The sequence below is a fragment of the Streptomyces sp. NPDC085460 genome (assembly GCF_044541975.1).
Classification (GTDB): Bacteria; Actinomycetota; Actinomycetes; order Streptomycetales; family Streptomycetaceae; genus Streptomyces.
Genome location: NZ_JBITTO010000011.1, coordinates 144,882 through 165,597, shown reverse-complemented (window position 1 = coordinate 165,597; position 20,716 = coordinate 144,882). Strand labels below are relative to the sequence as shown.

Sequence of the window (20,716 nt, the reverse complement as noted above, 5' to 3'; positions counted from 1 at the left end):
ATGTTCACTGTCACGACCGCGAACGTCAACGGCCTGCGCGCCGCCGCCAAGAAGGGCTTCGTCGAGTGGCTGGCGGCGACCTCCGCCGACGCCGTCTGCCTCCAGGAGGTGCGCGCCGAGGAGGTCCAGCTGCCCGCCGAGGTGCGGACCCCCGAGGGCTGGTTCACCTTCCACGCGCCCGCCGCCGCCAAGGGCCGCGCCGGCGTCTCCCTCTACCTCCGCCGCGAGCCCGACGCCGTCCGCGTCGGCTTCGGCTCCAGCGAGTTCGACGGCTCCGGCCGCTACATCGAGGCCGACCTGCCCGGCGTCACCGTCGCCAGTCTCTACCTCCCCTCCGGCGAGGCGGAGACCGAGAAGCAGGACGAGAAGTACCGCTTCATGGGCGAGTTCCTGCCCTATCTGAAGGAGCTGCGGGTCCGCGCCGCCGCCGACGGGCGCGAGGTCGTCGTCTGCGGCGACTGGAACATCGCCCACCGCGAGGCCGACCTCAAGAACTGGAAGGCCAACCGCAAGAGCGCCGGCTTCCTCCCCGAGGAGCGCGAGTGGCTCACCCGCGTCCTGGAGGAGACCGACGGCGGGTACGTGGACGTGGTGCGGGCCCTCCACCCCGAGCAGGAGGGGCCGTACTCCTGGTGGTCCTACCGGGGCCGGGCCTTCGACAACGACACGGGCTGGCGGATCGACTACCAGATGGCGACGCCGGGGCTGGCCGCGAAGGCGGTCAAGGCGTACGTGGAGCGGGCCGCCACCCATGCCGAGCGGTGGAGCGACCACGCGCCCGTGACCGCCGTCTACGCGCTCTAGGGCGTCCCGGGGCCGCCGGCGCGCAGCCGGCGGTCGAGGGCCATGGAGAGCTCGGCCTCGACGACGCTCTTGGCCAGGGGCCGGAGGCGCTGGAGGTCGGCCTCCTTGGCGTGGGCGGTCAGCATCTCGGCGAAGAGGCCGGCGAGCGCCTCCGCGTGTGCGCGGACGCGGGCGCCGGCCTTCAGGACCTCGGCGAGCGGCACGCCCTCGCGGACGAGGGCGGCGGAGACGTCGAGCAGCCGGCGGCTGACGTGGACGATGTCCTCGCCGTCGGTGGCGAGATAGCCGAGGTCGAGGGCGGCGGCGAGGTTCTCGGGCGTGACCTCGCCGGCGAAGTGGTCGGCCAGTTCCTCGGGGGTGAGCCGGACCGGCTCCTCCTCGGTCGGGGGGCCCAGCTCCAGGACCTCGCCGACGTCCCGGCCGGACTCGAAGGCCGTGGTCAGGTCGGCGATGCCGGTGAGGGTGTGGCCGCGTTCGAGCAGGGCCGCGATGGTGCGGAGCCGGGCCAGGTGGCGCTCGTCGTACCAGGCGATCCGGCCCTCCCGGCGGGGTGGCGGGATCAGCCCGCGCTCCCGGTAGAACCGCAGGGTCCGCACGGTGATCCCGGCCGCCTCGGCCAGCTCGGCCATGCGGTACTCGTGCGGGGGCTCCGGGGCCTCCGGGGGCATCGCCTGTTCTCCTGATCGTTCCGCCACGCCCGCCAGCCTATGTTGTACCGCCGGTAACTTTCCCTCGCGCGACCCCTACCGCTCGGTATGGAGCTGCTCTACAGTCCCGACTGTGCCAGTGATTGCTGGCGGAATCTTGGCCGGGCGCACGGGAGGCGGCATGGCGAAGCACGAGCACGTTCGGGTGGCGGTGATCGGATCGGGGTTCGGCGGGCTCGGCGCCGCCGTCCGGCTCCGCCGCGAGGGGATCACCGACTTCGTCGTCCTGGAACGGGCCGACTCGGTGGGCGGGACCTGGCGGGACAACAGCTACCCCGGGTGCGCCTGCGACGTGCCCTCGCACCTCTACTCCTTCTCCTTCGCGCCCAACCCGGACTGGCCCCGCACCTTCTCCGGCCAGCGGCACATCCGGGCCTACCTGGAACACGTCACCGACACCTTCGGGCTCCGGCCGCACCTGCGGCTGAACCACGAGGTCGAGCGGATGGAGTGGGACGCCGACGAGCTGCGGTGGCGGATCGAGACCACCGCCGGCTCGTTCAGCGCCGACGTCGTCGTCTCCGCCACCGGGCCGCTCTCCGACCCCAAGATCCCCGACATCCCGGGGCTCGACGGCTTCACCGGCAAGGTCTTCCACTCGGCCCGCTGGGACCACGACTACGACCTGCGCGGCAAGCGCGTCGCCATGATCGGCACCGGCGCCTCCGCCATCCAGATCGTGCCCGCCATCCAGCCCGAGGTCGCGCGGCTGACCCTCTTCCAGCGCACCGCCCCCTGGGTCATGCCCCGCATGGACCGGGCCATCAGCGGCCCCGAGCGCTGGCTGCACCGCAAGCTGCCGCTCACCGCCACCCTGCGCCGCGGCATCCTGTGGGGCATCAGGGAACTCCAGGTCGGCGCCTTCACCAAGCACCCGGGCGAGCTGGGCCTGGTCGAGAAGCTGGCCAAGGCCAACATCGCCAAGGCGGTCAAGGACCCGGTGCTGCGGGCGAAGCTCACGCCCTCGTACCGCATCGGCTGCAAGCGGATCCTGCTCTCCAACACGTACTACCCGGCCCTCGCCCAGCCCAACGTGGACGTCGTCTCCGGCGGGCTCAGGGAGGTCCGCGGGAACGTCGTCGTCGGCTCCGACGGCAGCGAGACCGAGGTCGACGCGATCATCTTCGGCACCGGCTTCCACGTCACCGACATGCCGGTCGCGGACCGCGTCTTCGGCGCCGACGGGCGCTCGCTCGCCGAGCACTGGAAGGACGGCGTGCAGTCGCTGCGCGGCGCCACCGTCGACGGCTTCCCCAACTGGATGACGATCATCGGGCCCAACACCGGCCTCGGGAACTCCTCCATGATCCTCATGATCGAGTCCCAGCTGAACTACCTGGCCGACTACCTGCGCCAGCTGAACGTGCTCGGCGGCCGCTCCGCGCTCGCCGCCCGCCCCTCCGCCGTCCACGCCTGGAACCGCAAGGTCCAGAACCGCATGGAGCGGACCGTCTGGAAGGCCGGCGGCTGCGACAGCTGGTACCTCGACGCCAACGGCCGCAACACCACCCTGTGGCCGGGCACCACCGGGGAGTTCCGCCGCGAGACCCGGCTGGTCGACCTCTCCGAGTACGAGGTCCTGCGGGCCCCGAAGCCGGTGAAGGCCACCCCCGATCCGGCCGCCCGCCGCGCCGCCCGCAAGCAGGGGGCCGCCCAGTGATCCGCCTCCCCGCGCCCCGTACCCTCACCGTCCGGTCCGCCGACGGCGCCGGGCTGCACACCGAGGTGTACGGCCCCGAGGGCGCGCCCGCCGTCGTCCTCGCGCACGGCTGGACCTGCTCCGTCTCCTTCTGGGCCGAGCAGATACGGGCCCTCGCCGCCGACCACCGGGTCATCGCCTACGACCAGCGCGGCCACGGCCGCTCCCCGGTCCCGGCCTCCGGCGGCTACTCCACCACCGCCCTCGCCGACGACCTGGAGGCCGTGCTCGCGGCCACCCTCGGGCCCGGCGAGCGGGCCGTCGTCGCCGGCCACTCCATGGGCGGCATGACGATCATGGCCGCGGCCGGCCGGCCCGGCTTCGTCCAGCACGCCGCCGCCGTCCTGCTCTGCTCGACCGGCCCGTCCCGGCTCACCTCCGAGGCGACCGTCGTGCCCCTCGGCCCCGGCGGGCTGCGGACCCGCCTGACCGGCGCCGTCCTCGGCTCCAGGGCCCCGCTCGGCCCGGTCAACGGCATCTCGAAGAAGGTCCTCAAGTACGCGACGATGGGACCGGGCTCGGCGCCCGACCGGGTCGAGACCTGCGCCCGCATCGTGCACGCCTGCCCGCGCCCGTCCCGGTACGGCTGGTCGCAGGTGCTGGCCGGCCTGGACCTGGAGGCGGGCGTGCGGGAGCTGCGGGTGCCGGCCGCCGTCCTGGTCGGCACCGCGGACCGGCTCACCCCGCCGGTCCACTCCCGGGCCATGGCGGAGGCGCTGCCGCACTGCACCGGCCTGACCGAGCTGGCCGGCATGGGCCACATGACGCCGGTCGAGGCCCCGGAGGCCGTCACCGCGCAGATCCGCGAACTGACGCTCACGTATCTCGGAGCGCACCCGACCGGCAAGGAGGCAGGGGTATGAGCAGGGTCAGCCTGGAAGGACAGGTCGCCGTCGTCACCGGCGGCGCCCGCGGGGTCGGCGAGCTCCTCGCCCGCAAGCTCTCCGCGCGCGGCGCGCGGATCGCGCTCGTCGGCCTGGAGCCGGAGCTCCTCAAGGAGGTCGCCGGCCGGCTGCACACCGAGGCCGACTGGTGGGAGGCGGACGTCACCGACCACGAGGCGATGGCCCGGGTCGCGGCCGAGGTCAAGGAGCGGTTCGGCAAGGTCGACATCGTCGTCGCCAACGCGGGCGTGGCGGCCGGCGGGCCGTTCGCCGAGTCCGACCCCGTCGCCTGGCGGCGGGTGATCGAGGTCAACCTGATCGGCGGGGCGGTCACCGGCCGCGCCTTCCTGCCGGTCCTCATGGAGTCCCGGGGGTACTTCCTCCAGATCGCCTCGCTCGCCGCGATCACCCCGGCCCCGATGATGACCGCGTACTGCGCCTCCAAGTCCGGCGTCGAGGCGTTCGCGCACAGCCTGCGGGCCGAGGTCGCCTACAAGGGCGTGAAGGTCGGCGTCGGCTACCTCTCCTGGACCGACACCGACATGGTGCGGGGCGCGGACCAGGACGACGTGATGAAGGAGCTGCGGCAGCGGCTGCCGTGGCCGTCGAACCGCACGTACCCGCTCGGCCCGGCCGTCGACCGGATCGTCGAGGGCATCGAGCGCCGCTCCGCCCACGTGTACGCGCAGTGGTGGCTGCGCGGGATGCAGTCGGTCCGCGGCTATCTCCCCGGGATCATCGCGGCCGTCGGCAAGCGCGAGGTGGCCCGCTTCGAGCCCCGGCTCTCCACGGTCTCCAAGGGCCTGGTGGGCGCGGGCGGGGCGGCCGACGAGCAGTCCCGCGCCGGGAAGGCGTGACCGGGCTCCCGCACGGACGGTAACTGATCGAAATGCGTGGAATGTTCGCTCGTGCAAGGCTGGTCGAAGCCCAGGGGGCAAGCGCCCCCGTCCCCCTCACACCCGTCTAGGAGTGACTATTCATGGGCATCAAGGACCAGTTCCAGGACAAGGCGCAGGAGCTCCAGGAGCGCGCCAAGGACGCGATGGGCAAGGCCAAGGACGAGGCATCCCAGCGCGCTTCCCAGGGCCGCGAGGGCTCTCAGGACGCGAAGGAGCGGGCGCAGCGCGAGGCGCGCGAGCGCACCGACCGCGAGCGCTGACGGCCGTCCTGTGACGGAAGGCGCACCCGGGACGCCGGGTGCGCCTTCCGCGCGTGCGGGGCGGGGCGGCGTACGGACCACGTCTTCCGCGCGTGCGGGGCGGGGCGGGCGCAGGTTCGGCGCACGCGGAACGAGGGGCGTCTTGCGCGCGTGCGGGGAGCGGGGCCGGCAATAGGCGCGCGTCCGTGCGCGGATCTTCGTACCGTGGCCCCCATGTCCGTCGTACTCGAACGCCTGCGCCCCGACCACGCCCCCGCCCTGCTCGTCTTCGAGCGGGAGAACCGGGCCTATTTCGCCGCCACCGTGCCCGACCGGGGGGACGCGTACTTCGCGGAGTTCGACGCCCGGCACCGGGACCTGCTCGACGAGCAGGCGGAGGGCACGATCCACTTCCACGTCCTCGTCGCCGGGGACGGCACGATCGTCGGCCGGGTCAACCTGCTCGACGTGGCCGACGGCGCGGCCGAACTCGGCTACCGGATCGCCGAGTCGGCGGCCGGCCGGGGGCTCGCCACCCGGGGCGTCCTGGAGGTGTGCCGGCTGGCCGTGGAGGAGTACGGGCTCCGCCGGCTGCACGCGCGGGCGTCGCCGGAGAACGCGGCTTCCCGGGCGGTGCTCGCCCGGGCCGGCTTCGGGGCGGTGGGCGGCGAGCGCCTGAAGAACGGGGAGTCGGCGATCGCCTACGAGCTGGACCTCGGGGGGAGTTTCGGGCGGGAGCGGTCCGGCACGTCCTCGTAGCCGGGCGGGTTCGCGGGCGGCTCGGACTCCAGCAGGGCGAGGGCCTTGTGGACGGCGTCGTCGAGCTGGGCGTGCCGGCCCTCGGCCCAGTCCAGGGGGGTGCGCAGCACGGCGAGGTCGGGGGCGACGCCGTGGTTCTCGACGGACCAGCCCCAGGCGGTGAACCAGGCGGCGTTCATGGGGACGGTGATCTGGGTGCCGTCGCCGAGCTTGTGGCGGCCGGTCATGCCGACGACGCCGCCCCAGGTGCGCTGGCCGACGACGGGGCCGAGGCCGAGGAGCTTGAAGGCGGCGGTGATCATGTCGCCGTCGGAGGAGGTGGCCTCGTCGGCGAGGGCGACGACGGGGCCGCGCGGGGCGTTGGAGGCGTAGCTGACGGGCTGGGCGTTGCGGGTGAGGTCCCAGCCGATGATCTTCCGGGTGAGGGTCTCGACGACGAGTTCGCTGATGTGGCCGCCGGCGTTGCCGCGCACGTCGACGATGAGGGCCGGGCGGGAGACCTCCATCCGCAGGTCGCGGTTGAACTGGGCCCAGCCGGAGCCGCCCATGTCGGGGATGTGGAGGTAGCCGCAGCGGCCGCCGCTGAGTTCGCGGACGACGGCCCGGCGTTTGGCGACCCAGTCCTGGTAGCGGAGCGGGCGTTCGTCGACGAGCGGGACGACGGCGACGCGGCGGGAGCGGCCCTCGCCGCCGGCCGGGGTGAAGGTGAGTTCGACGGTGGTGCCGCCGGTGCCGGCGAGCAGCGGGGAGGGGCCGGTGACGGGGTCGACGGGCCGGCCGTCGACGTGGGTGAGGGCGGCGCCCTCGCGGATGCCGGTGCCGGCGAGCGGGGAGCGGGCCTTGGAGTCGGAGGACTCGCCGGGCAGGATCCGCTTGACGACCCAGCCGCCGTCGCGGGGGACGAGGTTGGCGCCGAGGAGGCCCTGGGGGCGCTGGTAGTGGGCGGGGCCCTCGTTGCGCCGGGCGGGGGTGACGTAGGCGTGGGAGGTGCCGAGTTCGCCCATGACCTCGCGGAGCAGGTCGGCGAACTCGTCGGGGGAGGCGACCCGTTCGAGGAGCGGCCGGTACTGGTCGAGGATCGCGGGCCAGTCGACGCCGCCCATGCCGGGCTCCCAGAAGTAGGCGCGGACGATCCGCCCGGCCTCCTCGTAGGACTGGCGCCATTCGGCGCCGGGGTCGACGTCGTGGACGATGCGGCGCAGGTCGAGGTAGACGGTGGTGTCGCCGTCGCCGGGCTCGGTGGCGGGGACGGCCCGCAGTTCGCCCTCGTCGAAGACGACGAGCCGGCTGCCGTCGCCGCTGACGGCGAACCAGTCGAGGTCGCGGGCGAGTTCGGTGCGGCGGGCCTTGACGACGGAGAAGTGCTCCAGGGTGGGGCGGCCCGAGGTGTCGGCGGGGTTGGCGAAGGTCTCGCCGAGGGCGCCGGAGATGGGCCAGCGCAGCCAGACGAGGCCGCCGCCGGAGACCGGGGCGAGCGCCGAGTACTTGGAGGCGGCGACGGGGAAGGGGGTGACCCGGTCGGGCAGCCCCTCGATCTCGACGGTGACGGTGCCGTCGCCGCTGTCGGCTCCGTCGTCGGCCGGGTCGAGGCCGCCGGCCGCCGGCCGCCCGTCGGGGAGGAGGGCGAAGGGGGAGGGGGTCGCGGAGGACAGCGGGACGAGGTAGGGGCGGCAGCCGAGCGGGAACGACAGGTCGCCGGTGTGGACGTCGTACACGGGGTCGAAGCCGCGCCAGGAGAGGAAGGCGAGATAGCGGCCGTCGCTGGTGAAGACCGGGTTCTCGTCCTCGAAGCGGCCGTTGGTGACGTCGATGACCGTGCGCGGGCCGGGTCCCGAGATGCGGACGAGCTTGATGGAGCGCAGGGAGCGGCCGATGCCGGGGTGGGACCAGGTGAGCCAGTCGCCGTCGGGGGAGAAGGCGAGGTCGCGGACGGGGCCGTTGACGGAGCGGATGAGCTCGGTCACTTCCCCGTTGGAGTCCTCGGTGGCGTCGACGAGGAGGAGGCGGCCGTCGTTCGAGGCGATGGCGAGCCGTTCGCCGGCGGGGTCGGCGACCAGTTCCTCGACGCGGCCGAGCTCACCGGCGGCGAGCCGGCGCGGGGGCCGGTCGCCGCTGGCCCGGGGCAGGTAGGCGATCTCGACGGCGTCCTCGCCCTCGGCGTCGGTGACGTAGGCGATCTGGCCGCCGCTGCCGAGCATCTCGGGGAGCCGGACGCGGACGCCGGGGGTGTCGGTGATGGCGCGGGCGGGCCCGTCGCGGTGGGTGAGCCAGTAGAGGCTGCCCCGGACGCCGACGGCGCTGGCCCGGCCGGTCTCGTCGACGGAGAGCGCGTCGACGTGCCGGGCGGCGGGGACCTGGTAGGGGCGGCGGCCGGCCCGCTGGCCGCCGAGGCGGACCTCCAGGCGGCGCGGCGCGGCTCCGGCGCTCAGGTCCTCGGCGATCCACAGCTCGCCGGCGCACTGGTAGACGACCCGGCGGCCGTCGGAGGAGGCGTGGCGGGCGTAGAACTCGGCGTGGTCGGTGTGGCGGCGCAGGCCGGTGCCGTCGGGGCGGCAGGAGTAGAGGTTGCCGACGCCCTCGTGGTCGGAGAGGAAGGCGATCCGGTACCCGTCCTCGCCGGGCGGGGCGGCGACGAACATCGGGTCGGCGAGGTGGCCGCCGATGTCGGGCAGGAGCCGTTCGCCGTGGAGCCAGAGGCGGCCCGTGGCGCCGCCCCGGTACCGCTTCCAGGCGGCGGGTTCGTGCGGCGGGGTGCCGGTGAGCAGGAGCGTGCGGCGTTCGCCGTCGACGTCCCGGACGGCGATGTCGGAGACGGGGCCCCAGGGCATCCTGCCGCCGGGCGAGCCGTCGGTGGCGACGGTGTAGGCCCAGGAGTAGTACGAGAAGGGCTGGCCGTGCGAGGAGACGGCGAGGATGTCCCCGTCGGGGGACCAGCCGCAGACGCGGGTGTCGGTGGAGCCCCAGTGGGTGAGCTGGCGGGCGTGGCCGCCGTCGACGGGCACGAGGTGGATCTCCGGGTCGAGGCTGCGCCAGTTCGTGTACGCGATGTGGCGTCCGTCGGGGGAGAAGCGCGGGTGCCCGGCGCGGGTGCGGTCGACCGTGAGGCGCCAGGCGCGGCCGGGGGACTCGCCCGCGGGGACGAGGGGGGCGATCCAGAGGTCGTCCTCGGCCGTGAAGCACAGCAGGTCGTCGTGGAGGTGGGGGAAGCGGAGGTAGGCCACGTCGTCTCTCACCCGTTCATGCTTTCCGCGCGGAGGGGGTGCGGCAACTCGTACAGGAGTGCGTGTGCCCGGCGGTGTGGCCCACGACACGTACGAAACGGTTTCGTTTCGCTGGAGGCCGGGGTACCTTCGTAGCGTGAGGAGAGTACGAAACGGTTTCGTTCGTCTCCTTGTCCCCGCACTCCGGAGGTTCCCGCATGGCCCGCAGCAGACTCACCCCCGAACGGGAGTCCGAGCTGTACGCGGCCGTGCTCGACCTCCTCCGCGAGGTCGGCTACGACGCCCTCACCATGGACGCCGTCGCCGCCCGCACCCACTCCAGCAAGGCCACCCTCTACCGCCAGTGGGGGAGCAAGCCCGAGCTGGTCGCCACGGCCCTGCGCCACAGCAAGCCGTCCGGTTTCGACCGCATCGACACCGGATCCCTGCGCGGCGACTTCCAGGCGCTCCTGGAGCTCGTCGACGACTGCCAGATGGAGAAGGACACCGCGCTGATGCGGGGTCTGGCCCATGCCGTCCACACCCACCCGGACCTGCACCAGGCACTCCGCGAACTGCTCATCGAACCCGAGCTGAACGGTTTCTCCGAGTTCCTGAACCGCGCGGTCCGCAGAGGCGAGGTCCGGCCGGACAACCCGGCCCTGGACTTCGTCCCGCACATGCTGATCGGAGCGCTCGTCGCCCGCCCGCTGATCGACGACCAGCCGGTCGACCGCCCCTTCCTCACCAGCTACGTCAACGCCGTCGTGCTCCCCTCACTCGGCGTCTGACCCGCACCACCCCGCACCACTCCGCACCACCTCGCTCCACCTGACTGCGCACCGCTCACGCCGTCGGGCCGGCTCCCCATGCCCTGTCCCACCCCACTATGGGAGTACGCACCCGTGGCCACCTTCCTGTACAAGCTGGGCCGCACCGCCTTCCGGCGCCGACGGCTCGTCGCCCTCCTCTGGGTGGCGCTCCTCGCGCTCGCCGGAGTCGGCGCCGCCACCGCGCCCGCCGCGACCTCCAGCTCCTTCTCCATCCCCGGTACCGAGGCCCAGCGCGCCTTCGACCTGCTCGAAGAGCGCTTCCCCGGCGCCGGCGCCGACGGCGCCACCGCCCGGGTCGTCTTCAAGGCCCCCGACGGCGGCAAGATGACCGACGCGGCCCCCAAGGCCGTCGTCGAGGAGACCGTCGCCGCCCTGAAGTCCGGCTCGGACCAGATCGTCTCCGTCACCGACCCGTACACGGCCCAGGCCGTCTCCCGGGACGGCTCCACCGCCTACGTCTCCGTCGCCTACAAGGTCAACGGGATGGAGCTGACCGACGAGACCCGTGAAGCCCTCAAGCAGGCCGGACACGCGGCCCAGGGCAAGGGCCTGACGGTCGAGCTCGGCGGCGACGCCCTCCAGACCATGCCCGAGACCGGCGCCGGCGAGATCGTCGGCGTGGTCGTGGCCGGCATCGTCCTCGTCATCACCTTCGGCTCGCTCGTCGCGGCCGGGCTGCCGCTGCTCACCGCGATCATCGGCGTCGGCATCGGCGTCTCCGCGATCACCGCGCTCGCGAGCGTCCTGGACCTCGGCACCACCACCTCCACCCTCGCGATGATGATCGGCCTCGCCGTCGGCATCGACTACGCCCTCTTCATCGTCTCCCGCTACCGCGCCGAACTGGCCGACGGCCGGGACAAGGAGGAGGCCGCCGGCCGCGCCACCGGCACCGCCGGATCGGCCGTGGTCTTCGCCGGGCTCACCGTCGTCATCGCCCTCGTCGGCCTCGCCGTCGTCAACATCCCGATGCTGACGAAGATGGGCTTCGCCGCCGCCGGCACCGTCGTCATCGCCGTCCTCATCGCCCTCACCCTGATTCCGGCACTGCTCGGCTTCGCCGGCGACAAGGTGCTCGGCCGCAAGCAGCGCAAGGGCGCCGCCGCGTCCGCGGGGAAGGGCGCCGAGACCCCGGAGAAGGCCGCCAAGCCGAACGCCGGCACCCGCTGGGCCCGCTTCGTCCTCCGCCGCCCGGTCTTCGTCCTGCTCGCCGGCGTCATCGGCCTCGGCGCCATCGCGATCCCGGCCGCCTCCCTGGAGATGGGCCTCCCCGACGACGGCGTGAAGCCGGTCTCCGCGACCGAGCGCCGCGCCTACGACCTGCTCTCCGAGGGCTTCGGCCCCGGCTTCAACGGCCCGCTGCTCGTCGTCGTCGACGGCGACAAGGCCGCCGCCGACAAGACGGTCGAGACGATCAAGGACCTCGACGGCATCGCCGCCGTCACCCCGGCCACGCCCAACAAGGCCGGCGACGCCGCCACGATCACGGTGATCCCGAAGGACCGCCCGTCCTCCGGCGCCACCGAGACCCTGGTCCACGACATCCGCGACGCCACCGGCGACGACGTCCTCGTCACCGGCGCCACCGCGATGAACATCGACTTCTCGCAGAAGATGAACGACGCCCTCGTGCCCTACCTGGCACTCGTCGTCGGCCTCGCCTTCGTCCTGCTGACCGTGGTCTTCCGCTCGATCCTGGTCCCGCTCAAGGCCGCCCTCGGCTTCCTGCTCTCGGTGGTCGCCGCCCTCGGCGCCGTCGTCGCGGTCTTCCAGTGGGGCTGGCTGGGCAGCCTGTTCGGCGTCGAGCAGACCGGCCCGATCATGTCGATGATGCCGATCTTCATGGTGGGCGTGGTCTTCGGCCTCGCGATGGACTACGAGGTCTTCCTCGTGACCCGGATGCGCGAGGCGTACGTCCACGGCGAGCGGCCCGGCGAGGCGATCGTCACCGGCTTCCGGCACAGCGCCCGGGTGGTCACCGCCGCCGCCGTGATCATGATCGCGGTCTTCTCCGGCTTCATCGGGATGACCGACCAGATGATCAAGATGATCGGTTTCGGCCTCGCCGTCGCCGTCCTCTTCGACGCCTTCGTCGTCCGCATGGCGATCGTCCCCGCCGTCCTCGCGCTCCTCGGCCACCGGGCCTGGTGGCTGCCGAAGTGGCTGGACCGGGCGCTGCCCAACGTGGACGTGGAGGGCGAGAGCCTCGCGGCCCAGGAGTCCGGCGCGCCCGCGAAGCCGGACCTCGTCAAGGCGTGACACCCCCCTAGAACCCCGGGGCGGCCCCTGAGCGGGGGGTGCGCCCCGGACCGCGCCGGAACCTGTGGGGACGGGGAGCCCGACGCGGCCGTACGCCGTCAGCGCGTCGTCAGCGACGACGTGCCGACGGCGTACGTGTGTTCCAGGAACCGGTTCAGGGCGGTGTTGTCGAACTGGACCACCGCCACCTCGTCCTCGCCGTGGAACTCCACCACCGTCTGCACCCGCCCGCACGGCCAGACCGCGATGTCGCCGCGGTGCGCGGGCTCCCGCAGCCCGTCCTCCAGGAGGGCGCGGGGGAACGACCACTCGACCCCGCCGGGGAGGACGAAGCGGACGGTCGCGGGGGAGAAGCCGGGGTCGTAGCGGAGGGTCACGCGTACGGCCCGGGCGACCGGCGCGTCGCCGATCAGACGGCCTCGGGCACGGTCCTCGACGGCGGGCATCGGTGGCTCCTCACGTAGGCGCCCTTACGCAGGGCTGCGATTTGCTACTCAATGTCGCATTCTTCCCAGGTGGTGGCATGGTCACTCCCGAAGCGGACGGAGAGTGTCCGGCCTCACACGCCTTCCCCGGGCACCCGCCCCTACGCCATCTTGTGATGCGGGCACTCTTGCAAGTCTTTCGCAGGAGCGCTCATCATTCGGGTCGTGCATGTACCTGACGGATTCATCAACGCCCCCGTGTCCGCCGTCGCCGGCGTCGTCGCCGCGGGCGCCGTCGCCCTGAGCCTGCGCGGCGCGCGCAAAGAGCTGGGGGGCACCCCCCAGGCCGGAGACCTCGGGGGAGAAAGGCTGGCGCCCCTGGCCGGCCTCGTCGCCGCCTTCGTCTTCGCCGTCCAGATGCTCAACTTCCCGGTCGCCGCGGGCACCAGCGGGCATCTCCTCGGCGGCGCGCTCGCCGCGATCCTCGTCGGACCCTGGACCGGCGTCCTGTGCATCGCCGTCGTCCTGCTCATGCAGGGCGTCCTCTTCGCCGACGGCGGCCTGACCGCCCTCGGCGTCAACATCGTCGTCATGGGCGTGGTGACCGTCGTCGTCGCCCACTTCCTCTTCCGCGGCCTGCGGGCCGTGCTGCCCCGCACCCGCGGCGGCGTCACCGCCGCGAGCTTCGTCGCCGCGCTCGTCTCCGTACCGGCCTCCGCCGCCGCCTTCACCCTGCTCTACGCCATCGGCGGCACCACCGACGTGCCGATCGGCAAGGTCCTCACCGCGATGCTCGGCGTCCACGTCCTCATCGGCATCGGCGAGGCCGCCATCACCGCCCTCACCGTCGGCGCCGTCCTCGCCGTCCGCCCCGACCTCGTGTACGGCGCCCGCGGCCTCACCGCCCCGCTGAAGCTCCGGGTCGACGGCGAGCTGGTCGACGCGGCCCCGGCCGAGACCGAGGCCCCGGCCGCCGCCGGCTCCCCCAGGAAGGTCTGGATCGGCGGCGTCGTCACCGCCCTCGTCCTCGCCGGCGTCGTCTCCTTCTACGCCTCCGCCAGCCCCGACGGCCTGGAGAAGGTCGCCGCCGACCAGGGCATCGACGCCAAGGCGGAGGAGTACGAGCACGCCACCGCCGACTCCCCGCTCGCCGACTACGGCGTCCAGGGCATCGACTCCGCCCGCCTCTCCGGCGGCCTCGCCGGAGTCATCGGCGTCGCCCTCACCCTCGCCGCCGGCACCGGCGCCTTCTGGGCCGTCCGCCGCCGCCGGGCCGCCGACAGCGGCGCCCGGCTCTGACGTGGGAGCGGGGCACGCGCACCCCCTGTACCGGCGGGGCGACTCGCCGGTGCACCGCCTGCCCCCGCACACCAAACTCGTCGCCGTCCTCGGCTTCGTCCTGGTCGTCGTCACCACCCCGCGCGAGGCCGTCTGGGCCTTCGCCTGCTACGCGGCCCTGCTCGGCGCGGTCGCCGCGCTCGCCCGCGTCCCCGCCGGCTTCCTCCTCCGGCGGCTCGCCATCGAGCTCCCCTTCGTCGGCTTCGCCCTGCTCATGCCCTTCGTCGTCCCCGGCGAGCGGACGGAACTCCTCGGCGTCACCGTCAGCGTCCCCGGCCTGTGGGGCGCCTGGAACATCCTCGCCAAGGGCACCCTCGGCGTCGCCGCCTCCGTGCTCCTCGCCGCCACCACCGAACTCCGCGCCCTGATCCTCGGCCTCCAGCGCCTCGGCCTGCCCTCGCTCCTCGTCCAGATCGCCTCGTTCATGATCCGGTACGGCGACGTCGTCACCGACGAGCTGCGCCGCATGTCCGTCGCCCGCCGCTCCCGAGGCTTCGAGGCGCGCGGCCCCCGCCACTGGGGCGTCCTCGCCAAGACCGCCGGCGCGCTCTTCATCCGCTCGTACGAGCGCGGCGAACGCGTCCACCTCGCCATGATCAGCCGCGGCTACACCGGCACCATGCCGCTCCTCGACGAGCGCCCCACCGCCCGCGCCCAGTGGGCGACGGCCCTGGCGCTGCCGCTGGCCGCCCTTCCGCTCTGCCTCCTCGCCCTCCTGGGATGACCACCGTGACCGCTCCCCCCTCGCTGGACGTCTCCGGCCTCGCCTACGCCTACCCCGACGGCCACCAGGCCCTCTTCGGCGTGAACCTCACCATCGGACGCGGCGAGCGGGTCGCCCTCCTCGGACCCAACGGCGCCGGCAAGACCACCCTCGTCCTCCACCTCAACGGCATCCTCGCCGCCGGCGCGGGCAGCGTCACCGTCGCAGGGCTGCCCGTCGGCAAGCGGCACATGGCGGAGATCCGGCGGAAGGTCGGCATCGTCTTCCAGGACCCCGACGACCAGCTCTTCATGCCGACCGTCCGCGAGGACGTCGCCTTCGGCCCGGCCGCCGCCGGGCTGCGCGGCGCCGCGCTCGACGCGGTCGTGGAGCGGGCCCTGGAGCGGGTCGGCATGGCCGCGTACGCGGACCGGCCGCCACACCACCTCTCCTTCGGCCAGCGGCGCCGGGTCGCCGTCGCCACCGTCCTCGCCACCGAGCCCGAGATCCTCGTCCTCGACGAGCCGTCCTCCAACCTGGACCCGGCCTCCCGCCGCGAGCTCGCCGACGTGCTGCGCTCCCTCGACGTCACCGTCCTCATGGTCACCCACGACCTGCCGTACGCCCTGGAGCTCTGCCCGCGCGCGCTGATCCTCAGCGAGGGCGTCATCGCGGCGGACGGCCCGACCCGCGAGATCCTCTCCGACGAGGACCTCATGGCCCGCCACCGGCTCGAACTGCCCTTCGGATTCGTTCCGGGTTCCGTCGCCTGAGACCATGGGACCCGTTCGTACGAAAGGGTGAAGGTGGGTCGGGTGGACGTCCAGGGCACGGTGGCGCCGGGCTGGGAACCGGTCGGGGACGCGTTCCGGCGCAACTTCGAGGCGCGCGGGGAGAAGGGCGCGGCCGTCGCCGTCCACCACGACGGGGCGAAGGTCGTCGACCTGTGGGCCGGCACCCGGGACGCCGACGGCACGGAACCCTGGTCCGCGGAGACCGCCCAGATCGTCCGCTCGGCGACGAAGGGCGTCGCCGCCGCCGTCCCCCTCCTCCTCCACCAGCGCGGCCGGATCGACCTCGACGCCCCGGTGGCCACGTACTGGCCCGAGTTCAAGGCGGCCGGCAAGGACCGGGTGACGGTACGGCAGCTCCTCGCCCACCAGGCCGGCGTCCCCGTCCTCGACCGCCCCCTCACCCTCGCCGAGGCCCTCGACCCGGAGGCGTCCACCGCCGCCGTCGCCGCCCAGGCACCCGTCTGGGAGCCCGGCACCGCCCACGGCTACCACGCCCACACCTTCAGCTGGCTCCTCTCCGGCCTCGTCCACCGCGTCACCGGCCGCACCATAGGCCGCTGGGTCGCGGAGGAGCTGGCCGCCCCGCTCGGCCTGGACCTCTGGATCGGCCTCCCGGAGGCGGAGGCCCACCGCGTCGGCCGCCTCGGTCCGGTCGAGGCGCCCGAGGACACCGGCGCGCTGCGCCTCCGCCCCAAGCGCTCGGTCACGGAGGCGTGGCAGGACCCCGCCTCCCTCACCCGCCGCGCCTTCGAGGTCATCACCCCCCAGCCCGACGAGAACGCCCCGGCCTACCGCGCCGCCGAGCTCCCCGGCTCGGCCGGCGTCGCCACCGCCCGCGCCCTCTCCCGCTTCTACGCCGCCACCCTCGGCCCGCTCGCCGACGGCGCCCCCCGCCTCTTCGCCCCCGCGACCCTGGCCCTGGCCCGCACCGAGGAGTCCGCGGGCCCCGACCGGGTCCTCCTCGTCTCCACCCGCTTCGGCCTCGGCCACATGCTCCACGGCCCGGCCTCCCCCCTCCTCGGCCCCACCTCCTTCGGCCACCCCGGCCGCGGCGGCTCCCTCGCCTTCGCCGACCCCGACTCCGGCACCGCCTTCGCCTACGTCACCAACGGCATGCGGAAGACCGTCACCTCGGATCCGCGCGCCCAGGCCCTGGTGAGAGCGGTCAAGTCCCTGCTCTGATAGGCGGCATGAACCGTTTCGAGGGACGTACGGCACTGATCACGGGCGCGGGCAGCGGCATCGGCGCGGCGACCGCCCGCCGGCTGGCCGCGGAAGGGGCGCACGTCCTCGTCACCGACATCGACGAGGACGCCGCCCGCGCGGTGGCGGCCGGCCTGCCGCACGCCACGGCCCTCCGCCTCGACATCACCGACCGCCCCTCGATCGAGCGCCTCATCGGCGGACTCCCCGCCCTCCACGCCCTCGTCAACAACGCCTTCGTGCCCTTCGTCGACGACCCCGACGAGAACTGGCGCCGCCAGCTCGACGGCACCCTCCTCGGCGCCGTCCACTGCTCCCGCGCCGCCCTCCCGCACCTGGCCGCCACCGCCGGTGCGATCGTCACCATCGGCTCCGTCAACGCGGAGGCGAGCTTCGGCGACCACGCCTACAGCGCCGCCAAGGCCGCCCTCGGCTCCTTCACCCGCACCCTCGCCGGCGAGGCGGCGCCCCTGGGCGTCCGCGTCAACCAGATCAACCCCGGCACCATCGACACCCCCTCCTGGGCGGGCCGCGAGGCGGCCCTGGCCGACCTGGGCGCCCGCGCCTACCCCCTGGGCCGGGTGGGCACCCCCGAGGACATCGCCGCCGCGGTCGCCTTCCTCGCCTCCGCCGACGCGGCCTGGATCACCGGCACCACCCTCCGCGTCGACGGCGGCCTGATGGCGGTGAACCGGCACTTCCGGGAGATCCTGGGCGACGACTGACGACTGACGACTGACGGCTGACGACTGACGGCTGACAGCTAAGGCCGACGACTGACGGCTGAGGCTGACGGCTGACGGCCGCTCAGGTCACGTGCAGCATCAGGCCGATGCCGACCACCATCAGGCCGGCCGCGGCGATCCTCGGGCCGCCGAAACGTTCCTTGAAGAACAGGGCGCCGATCGCGGCCCCGACGATGATCGAGGACTCCCGGAGAGCGGCGATGGGAGCGAGCGGGGCCCGTGTCTGCGCCCACAGCACGAGGGCGTAGGCGGCGACCGAGAGGGCCGCCCCGAGCAGCCCCCGGGCCGCGTGCGGGCGCAGGGCCGGCAGCAGCGCGCGGCGCCGGACCGCCAGGGCGTACGCCGGGATGACCAGGCCCTCCAGGAGCATCAGCCAGGCGATGTAGCCGAGCGTGGTGCCCGAGGCGCGGACGCCGACGCCGTCGACGACCGTGTACAGGGCGATGGCGAGACCGGTGCCCAGGGCGGCGAACAGCGCGGGCCGGTGCGCCCCGCCGCCGCCCCGGACCCCCCACAGCGCGAGCCCCGTCAGGCCCGCGCAGGCCACGGCCACGCCGAGCAGCTGCCGGGCGTCCGGCACCTCGTGGACGAAGACGGCCGCGAGCAGCGTCACCACCAGCGGGGCCGTACCGCGCGCGATCGGGTACATCTGCCCGAAGTCCCCCAGCGTGAAGGACTTCATCAGCAGCGCGTAGTACGCGACGTGCAGGGCCGCCGAGGCGATCAGGTACGGCCACGCCCCGGCGGCGGGCACCGGGACGAAGGGGACGAGCGCCAGGCCGATCAGCGCCCCGCCGCCCGCGATCAGGGTGAAGGAGAGCAGCTGGTCCCGGATGTGGTGGGCGAGGGCGTTCCACGACGCGTGCGTGACCGCCGCGACCAGCACCACGCACGCGACCAGCGGCGTCACGCGGTGCGCTCGCGTCGCTCGCGCACGTCCGCGAGGGTCGCCCCGGCGTGCGCGATCAGCTCCTTCGGCGGCAGCGCGAAGACGGAGTGCGGGGTGCCGGCCGCCGCCCACACCAGGGCGTGGTCGAGCAGGCCCTCGTCGGCGAGGACGCGGGTCCGGGTGCGGTGCCCGAAGGGCGGCACGCCGCCGATCGCGTACCCGGTCGTCTCCCGGACCACGCGCGCGTCCGCCCGCGTGACCTCCCCGGCGCCCAGCGCCTCCCGCACCCGCTCGACGTCCACGCGCGAGGCCCCGTCCATCAGGACCAGCACCGGGACCCCGTCGGCGGCGAAGATCAGCGACTTCACGATCTCCGAGACCCGGCAGCCGATGGCGTCGGCGGCCTGCTGGGCGGTGCGCGTCTCGTCCGGAAAGCGGCGGACCTCGACGTCGAGGCCCAGCTCGGCGAGGGCGGCGGCGAACTGGGGGTGGGCGGCGGAAGCGGCGGCATCGGTCGTCATGCCCGCACGGTAGCGGTAGGTGTACAAGACACGCGATTCCCTTTCCACGCCCCGGACGTCAGCCTCGGCCCGCCCCCGGACGTCAGCCTCGGCCCACCCCCCCGGGGGCGGCCTCCGGCCTCAGCCCGCCTTCAGGACGTCCGCCACCACCGGGCCGGCCGCGTCGGCGCCGTGGCCGCCCGCTTCGACGACGGCCGCGGCGGCGAGGTCGCCGGAGTAGCCGGTGAACCAGCTGTTGGAGGTGGCCTGTGAACCGACCTCCGCCGAGCCGGTCTTCGCGCCCTTCGGTCCGGGGACGCCCGCCATGGCCTCCTCCGCGGTGCCGTTCGGTCCCGTGGCCGCCCTCATCAGCTTCCGCAGCCCGGTCCCGACCGCGTCCGGCAGCCGTTCGGCGGTGGCGAACTCCCGGCCGTCCACGTCCCTCGGGACCAGGTATGGCTGGAGGAATCCGCCGTTCTTCACGGTCGCGGAGACCGAGGCCATGTTGAGCGCGTTCATGGTGATGGCGCCCTGCCCGATGTACGAGGCGGCGGTCTCGGTGCCGCTCGACTCGGGCACCTCGCCGTCCTCGGTCTGCACGCCGACCGACCACAGCTCGCCGATCCCGAACCACTCGCGGGCCGTGTCGCCGAGCGCGGTGTTGTGGACGCCCTTGTCCTTCAGCGGATTGATCGCCTTGATGAAGGCGGTGTTGCAGGACAGGGCGAAGGCGTTCGTCAGGTCGCCCCTGGTGGAGAAGTCCTCCAGGTTGTGGAAGGTGTACCCGTCCCACCGCACGGTGGGCGGGCACTCCACCGCCGTACCCGGCTGCGCCACCCCGTACCGCATCATCATCGCCGCCGTGACGATCTTCATCGTGGAGCCGGGCGCCTGCTTCCCCTGGAACGCCGTGTTGAAGCCCGACGCCGGGTTGTTGGCGACCGCCCGCACCGCCCCCGTCGACGGCTCGACGGCCGCCACGGCCGCCTTCGGGAATCGTTTCACCGCCTTCTCCGCCGCCGCCTGCACGCCCGCGTCGATCGTCGTCCGCAGTTCGCCCGCCTTGCCGGGCGACAGGACGAGGAGCGTGCCGACCGGCAGCCCGTTCGCGTCCTCGATCCAGGTCTCGACGCCCGCCTCGCCGCCGGCCTTCGCGCCGTACCGCTGCCGCAGCGCGTCGAGCACGGGCACCAGCGACGGGTACTTCTCCGGCGGCAGCGCGACGCCCTTGTGGTCGACGGCCCTGACCGCCGGGGCCTTCGCGGTGCCGGTCCGCAGCGTGGCGCCGGCCGTCAGCTTCGGGTGCAGCACGGTGGGCGTCCACTTCACCAGCGGGCGGCCGGTGGACGCGCCGCGCACGACGCCGAGCCGGGACTCGTACGTCCACGGCTTCGACACCCCGTCGTACGTCACGGTCGCCCTCACCGTGAACGGCACCGTCGTCCCGGTCGGCGTCCCGGCCGTGATCACCGCCTCCGAGACGCCGCCCCCCTCGCGGTACGCGGCGATCGCCGGGCCCGCCGTCACCGGGTCGTCGGTCAGCTGACCGGCCCGCTCGGGCTCCCCGGCCGCCCACGCGGCGAGGAAGTCCCGCGCGGTGGCGGTCACCTCCTCCGCCGTCACCGGCCCGGACCGCGGCGCCGACCGCGTACCGACGTCCTGGGAGCCGCCCGTGATCCCGTTCCAGAGGTTGTACCCCCCGTACGCGACCCCGCCCGCGACGACGACGAACACGCCCCCGACGATCCCGACCTTCGCTCCACTGCGCATGACTGGGTTCCCCTCCCCGTGTGGACCGTCGAGTCAAGCAGCCGCCGCGAACGCCTGTCGAGCGC

Annotated in this window: 19 protein-coding genes; 13 read left to right on the top strand and 6 right to left on the bottom strand. The window is 73.9% G+C overall.

Features of this window, described 5'->3' with window-relative positions; all coding sequences use genetic code 11:
• Entirely contained in the window at window positions 1-804 is an 804-nt protein-coding gene (locus ACIGHB_RS27515) for an exodeoxyribonuclease III (protein WP_399916616.1), read from the top strand.
• On the opposite strand, the gene ACIGHB_RS27510 is transcribed toward ACIGHB_RS27515, so the two are convergent.
• The gene (locus ACIGHB_RS27510) at window positions 801-1,433 is read right to left on the bottom strand and encodes a MerR family transcriptional regulator (protein ID WP_399916678.1); all 633 of its coding nucleotides are present in this window, start codon (window positions 1,431-1,433) and stop codon (window positions 801-803) included. The genes ACIGHB_RS27515 and ACIGHB_RS27510 overlap by 4 nt on opposite strands.
• 199 nt (window positions 1,434-1,632) lie before the next feature.
• Here ACIGHB_RS27510 and ACIGHB_RS27505 point away from each other — a divergent pair, with 199 nt between their 5' ends.
• The 5 genes from ACIGHB_RS27505 (at window position 1,633) to ACIGHB_RS27485 (ending at window position 5,991) form a co-directional block, all read left to right on the top strand.
• Window positions 1,633-3,171, top strand: a complete 1,539-nt coding sequence (locus tag ACIGHB_RS27505) for an NAD(P)/FAD-dependent oxidoreductase (RefSeq protein WP_360312707.1) — start codon at window positions 1,633-1,635, stop codon at window positions 3,169-3,171.
• Window positions 3,168-4,073, top strand: coding sequence for an alpha/beta hydrolase (locus ACIGHB_RS27500; RefSeq protein ID WP_360312709.1), 906 nt, complete (start codon window positions 3,168-3,170; stop codon window positions 4,071-4,073). Before ACIGHB_RS27505 ends, ACIGHB_RS27500 begins: the two co-directional genes overlap by 4 nt.
• On the top strand, window positions 4,070-4,951 hold the full coding sequence (locus tag ACIGHB_RS27495; protein WP_360312711.1) for an SDR family oxidoreductase: 882 nt from the start codon (window positions 4,070-4,072) through the stop codon (window positions 4,949-4,951). Before ACIGHB_RS27500 ends, ACIGHB_RS27495 begins: the two co-directional genes overlap by 4 nt.
• Window positions 4,952-5,073: 122 nt before the next feature.
• Window positions 5,074-5,253: a hypothetical protein gene (locus ACIGHB_RS27490; protein WP_360312713.1), complete on the top strand. Its 180-nt coding sequence runs from the start codon at window positions 5,074-5,076 to the stop codon at window positions 5,251-5,253.
• Between the two features lie 213 nt (window positions 5,254-5,466).
• Complete coding sequence (locus ACIGHB_RS27485) at window positions 5,467-5,991, top strand: GNAT family N-acetyltransferase (RefSeq protein ID WP_360312715.1); 525 nt, start codon at window positions 5,467-5,469, stop codon at window positions 5,989-5,991.
• Here ACIGHB_RS27485 and ACIGHB_RS27480 read toward each other — a convergent pair.
• The gene (locus ACIGHB_RS27480) at window positions 5,934-9,224 is read right to left on the bottom strand and encodes a S41 family peptidase (RefSeq protein WP_360312717.1); all 3,291 of its coding nucleotides are present in this window, start codon (window positions 9,222-9,224) and stop codon (window positions 5,934-5,936) included. The genes ACIGHB_RS27485 and ACIGHB_RS27480 overlap by 58 nt on opposite strands.
• Before the next feature lie 185 nt (window positions 9,225-9,409).
• Here ACIGHB_RS27480 and ACIGHB_RS27475 point away from each other — a divergent pair, with 185 nt between their 5' ends.
• Together ACIGHB_RS27475 and ACIGHB_RS27470 are read left to right on the top strand one after the other, a co-directional pair.
• Window positions 9,410-9,982, top strand: a complete 573-nt coding sequence (locus tag ACIGHB_RS27475; protein ID WP_360312719.1) for a TetR/AcrR family transcriptional regulator — start codon at window positions 9,410-9,412, stop codon at window positions 9,980-9,982.
• Between the two features lie 114 nt (window positions 9,983-10,096).
• Window positions 10,097-12,283: an MMPL family transporter gene (locus ACIGHB_RS27470; RefSeq protein WP_399916611.1), complete on the top strand. Its 2,187-nt coding sequence runs from the start codon at window positions 10,097-10,099 to the stop codon at window positions 12,281-12,283.
• A gap of 98 nt (window positions 12,284-12,381) precedes the next feature.
• Here the strand turns inward: ACIGHB_RS27470 and ACIGHB_RS27465 are convergent, their stop codons facing one another.
• Window positions 12,382-12,729, bottom strand: coding sequence for an SsgA family sporulation/cell division regulator (locus ACIGHB_RS27465; RefSeq protein ID WP_360312723.1), 348 nt, complete (start codon window positions 12,727-12,729; stop codon window positions 12,382-12,384).
• 204 nt (window positions 12,730-12,933) lie between these two features.
• Here ACIGHB_RS27465 and ACIGHB_RS27460 point away from each other — a divergent pair, with 204 nt between their 5' ends.
• The 5 genes from ACIGHB_RS27460 to ACIGHB_RS27440 are packed head-to-tail and all read left to right on the top strand — an operon-like array spanning window position 12,934 to window position 17,471.
• Window positions 12,934-14,007 carry an energy-coupling factor ABC transporter permease gene (locus ACIGHB_RS27460; RefSeq protein WP_399916609.1) on the top strand — a complete coding sequence of 358 codons (1,074 nt, stop codon included), beginning with the start codon at window positions 12,934-12,936 and terminating at the stop codon, window positions 14,005-14,007.
• A gap of 1 nt (window position 14,008) precedes the next feature.
• Window positions 14,009-14,770 (top strand): cobalt ECF transporter T component CbiQ, encoded by a 762-nt coding sequence (gene cbiQ, locus ACIGHB_RS27455; RefSeq protein WP_360312727.1) that lies wholly within the window; start codon window positions 14,009-14,011, stop codon window positions 14,768-14,770.
• Window positions 14,767-15,522 (top strand): energy-coupling factor ABC transporter ATP-binding protein, encoded by a 756-nt coding sequence (locus ACIGHB_RS27450; RefSeq protein WP_399916606.1) that lies wholly within the window; start codon window positions 14,767-14,769, stop codon window positions 15,520-15,522. Before cbiQ ends, ACIGHB_RS27450 begins: the two co-directional genes overlap by 4 nt.
• A 42-nt stretch (window positions 15,523-15,564) precedes the next feature.
• Window positions 15,565-16,725: a serine hydrolase domain-containing protein gene (locus ACIGHB_RS27445; RefSeq protein ID WP_360312731.1), complete on the top strand. Its 1,161-nt coding sequence runs from the start codon at window positions 15,565-15,567 to the stop codon at window positions 16,723-16,725.
• A gap of 8 nt (window positions 16,726-16,733) precedes the next feature.
• Window positions 16,734-17,471: an SDR family NAD(P)-dependent oxidoreductase gene (locus tag ACIGHB_RS27440; protein WP_399916604.1), complete on the top strand. Its 738-nt coding sequence runs from the start codon at window positions 16,734-16,736 to the stop codon at window positions 17,469-17,471.
• An 82-nt stretch (window positions 17,472-17,553) separates the two neighbouring features.
• On the opposite strand, the gene ACIGHB_RS27435 is transcribed toward ACIGHB_RS27440, so the two are convergent.
• The 3 genes from ACIGHB_RS27435 to ACIGHB_RS27425 form a co-directional block, all read right to left on the bottom strand.
• On the bottom strand, window positions 17,554-18,402 hold the full coding sequence (locus ACIGHB_RS27435; protein WP_360312735.1) for a DMT family transporter: 849 nt from the start codon (window positions 18,400-18,402) through the stop codon (window positions 17,554-17,556).
• Window positions 18,399-18,902 (bottom strand): YbaK/EbsC family protein, encoded by a 504-nt coding sequence (locus tag ACIGHB_RS27430; RefSeq protein WP_360312737.1) that lies wholly within the window; start codon window positions 18,900-18,902, stop codon window positions 18,399-18,401. Before ACIGHB_RS27430 ends, ACIGHB_RS27435 begins: the two co-directional genes overlap by 4 nt.
• A 120-nt stretch (window positions 18,903-19,022) precedes the next feature.
• Window positions 19,023-20,651, bottom strand: a complete 1,629-nt coding sequence (locus ACIGHB_RS27425) for a penicillin-binding transpeptidase domain-containing protein (RefSeq protein WP_399916602.1) — start codon at window positions 20,649-20,651, stop codon at window positions 19,023-19,025.
• Window positions 20,652-20,716: the final 65 nt, after the last annotated feature.

Excerpts from the sequence above, each read along its gene's own strand:
- ACIGHB_RS27430 (WP_360312737.1), bottom strand. The coding sequence starts at position 18,902 with ATGACGACCGATGCCGCCGCTTCCGCCGCCCACCCCCAGTTCGCCGCC.
- ACIGHB_RS27515 (WP_399916616.1), top strand. The coding sequence starts at position 1 with ATGTTCACTGTCACGACCGCGAACGTCAACGGCCTGCGCGCCGCCGCC.
- ACIGHB_RS27475 (WP_360312719.1), top strand. The coding sequence starts at position 9,410 with ATGGCCCGCAGCAGACTCACCCCCGAACGGGAGTCCGAGCTGTACGCG.
- ACIGHB_RS27490 (WP_360312713.1), top strand. The coding sequence starts at position 5,074 with ATGGGCATCAAGGACCAGTTCCAGGACAAGGCGCAGGAGCTCCAGGAG.
- ACIGHB_RS27495 (WP_360312711.1), top strand. The coding sequence starts at position 4,070 with ATGAGCAGGGTCAGCCTGGAAGGACAGGTCGCCGTCGTCACCGGCGGC.
- ACIGHB_RS27440 (WP_399916604.1), top strand. The coding sequence starts at position 16,734 with ATGAACCGTTTCGAGGGACGTACGGCACTGATCACGGGCGCGGGCAGC.
- ACIGHB_RS27425 (WP_399916602.1), bottom strand. The coding sequence starts at position 20,651 with ATGCGCAGTGGAGCGAAGGTCGGGATCGTCGGGGGCGTGTTCGTCGTC.
- ACIGHB_RS27510 (WP_399916678.1), bottom strand. The coding sequence starts at position 1,433 with ATGGCCGAGCTGGCCGAGGCGGCCGGGATCACCGTGCGGACCCTGCGG.
- ACIGHB_RS27465 (WP_360312723.1), bottom strand. The coding sequence starts at position 12,729 with ATGCCCGCCGTCGAGGACCGTGCCCGAGGCCGTCTGATCGGCGACGCG.
- ACIGHB_RS27450 (WP_399916606.1), top strand. The coding sequence starts at position 14,767 with ATGACCACCGTGACCGCTCCCCCCTCGCTGGACGTCTCCGGCCTCGCC.
- ACIGHB_RS27485 (WP_360312715.1), top strand. The coding sequence starts at position 5,467 with ATGTCCGTCGTACTCGAACGCCTGCGCCCCGACCACGCCCCCGCCCTG.
- ACIGHB_RS27505 (WP_360312707.1), top strand. The coding sequence starts at position 1,633 with ATGGCGAAGCACGAGCACGTTCGGGTGGCGGTGATCGGATCGGGGTTC.